At 34.2% G+C, this 2,105-nt stretch carries 2 protein-coding genes; both read left to right on the top strand.

Features of this window, described 5'->3' with window-relative positions; genetic code table 11:
- Positions 1–516: 516 nt before the first annotated feature.
- The gene (locus AC1M9D_RS13960; RefSeq protein ID WP_481612429.1) at positions 517–1,674 is read left to right on the top strand and encodes an amidase; all 1,158 of its coding nucleotides are present in this window, start codon (positions 517–519) and stop codon (positions 1,672–1,674) included.
- A gap of 305 nt (positions 1,675–1,979) precedes the next feature.
- On the top strand, positions 1,980–2,105 hold a 126-nt coding region (locus AC1M9D_RS13955), incomplete at its 3' end, for a hypothetical protein (protein WP_481612430.1).

Here is a 2,105-nt window from a genome sequence, read left to right as displayed (position 1 = left end):
CAGAATTAGGTCGCCCTCATACCCAAGTTGTCTCTTAAATTTGAGTAGCTTAAGGGAACTCAGCCTTTCAAACCTTTATGCAACAAAGCCAAAGTGAATATAAAGTTATTGGACTGTATTTAAATATGCATGAAGTGTACTAGATAAAACTTGATCTGGCAGTTAGCCATTTTTATTGTGCCTGTCAGATCAAGTCTCACTGGACTGCCACCACTCTCCTAGACAAATATCGTCTATTCTTTAAAAGTGTTTTCAGAGCTTGTTGTACTACATCCACTCGTGATTTACAGGATTTGTAAGCAGTCCAGTAAAACTAATCTAAAAGTATGATTCCTAGTTTTCTTGGGTATTTCAATATTCCTTAATTTGATCAGTATTAAATTTATATCGCTAATAGTATTTGGACATATATAAGCATCACTAATTTGTGATAATCGAAGGGCATGTATATAACTTATAGAAAGTCAAGTTTAGGTCTGTAGTGATCTGAAATCGTACATCATAGGTTGAGAAAATATGACATCTTTGGTTCAAAATCTTCATTTAGGGATTGGAGAAATAAAAGTCGTCATTAAAGACACAATTGATATTCAGAAATATCCTACATGTGCTGCTAGTCCGACTTTAGCAAATATATCTGCAGCAATAAAGCACGCTGATGTAGTAGAAAATATTTTAGAACATGACTGTGAAATTATAGGTAAAGCTAATTTACATGAACTGGCATTTGGTATTACAGGTTTAAATGAGTATACAGGTAGTCCGATAAATCCTAAATATCTCCATTTAATTCCTGGAGGTTCTTCTAGTGGATCTGCCACAGCTGTTGCAGAGAAAATTTGTGACTTTTCAATAGGAACAGATACTGGCAGATTTATTCGATTACCAGCGGCTTATTGTGGGGTTTATGGTCTTAAACCAACATATGCACGAATAAGCCGCAAAGGCGTATTACCGCAATATTCTAGCTTAGATTGTGTTGGGCCTTTTGCTAATAATATGAATATGCTTATTCAAGCTATGCAAATTATTGACCCAACCTTTGACCTTTCTAAGGTTCAGCATAATCAAGTGCATATACCTAGAGTTGGTATTTTACGTGTCGATGCGGATGACCTGGTTTGGGAGTGCATTAATAGACATGTTTCTCAGATCAATGACATTCACTTTGAAGAGATGGAGCTGAGTCATTTTAATGCTGCATATGAGGCAGGTATGACTTTAATCAGCTATGAAAATTGGCATTCATTTTCACATTTGCTAACCACAGGTAAATTGGGTACAGACATTCGAAAAAGATTATTAGCAGCATCTCAAATTACCATTGAACAATATGAAAAAGCACAAGATGTGCAGCATTTATTTAAAGCTGAACTAGATCTATTGCTGAAGAAATACGATGCTTTGTTACTACCTACATTGCCTACAGCGCCGCCACTACTAAGTGAAATAAATGATCCGCTTAAGCTATTAAATTTAACTGCATTAGTACGACCATTTAACGTTTCTGGTCATCCGGCGATTACCCTGCCTCTAGAAACGGAGTTAGGCACACCGGTTGGTTTGCATCTAGTTTCAGGGCATAACAAAGATGAAAAATTATGCCTAATTGCAAAAATCTTTGATCCAAATAAATCACATCAGTTTAAGAAGCAGATGGTAATAGACAAGTAACTATGTCTCCACAAGTCTTATTCAGAATTTAGGCAACTTAGAACTTACTTTCTATTCTCGTAATCTAGGTGGTTTGTAAGACTGGATACAAGAACTTTAAGACTATGGGGAGTCGTTTAAATTCAAGGCTTTAAAAATGAATGAGTTATTTCGATTATAAATTCAATTTAATACTCTAATTAATTGAATTTAATATTAAATCTTCAACTAGAAAATAGTCTTAGTTGATTAATTAATATAGGTTATAAACAGGTAATTTATTAGTAAGAAACATGATCTTTTAAAGATAGTAATGAGGGCAAATTATGGATAATGCAATCCAAATTAAAAATATCGAAATTGATTACAACGAACTGGTTCAAAGTGACCGTGTACATACTTCGCTGTATAAAGATTCAGCCATTTTTGAAGAAGAAATGGAAAAAATCTTT

The organism is Acinetobacter sp. ANC_7682, assembly GCF_056779795.1.
The sequence above is the reverse complement of the archived record's forward strand: the minus strand, read 5'-3'. Positions and strand labels throughout refer to the sequence as shown.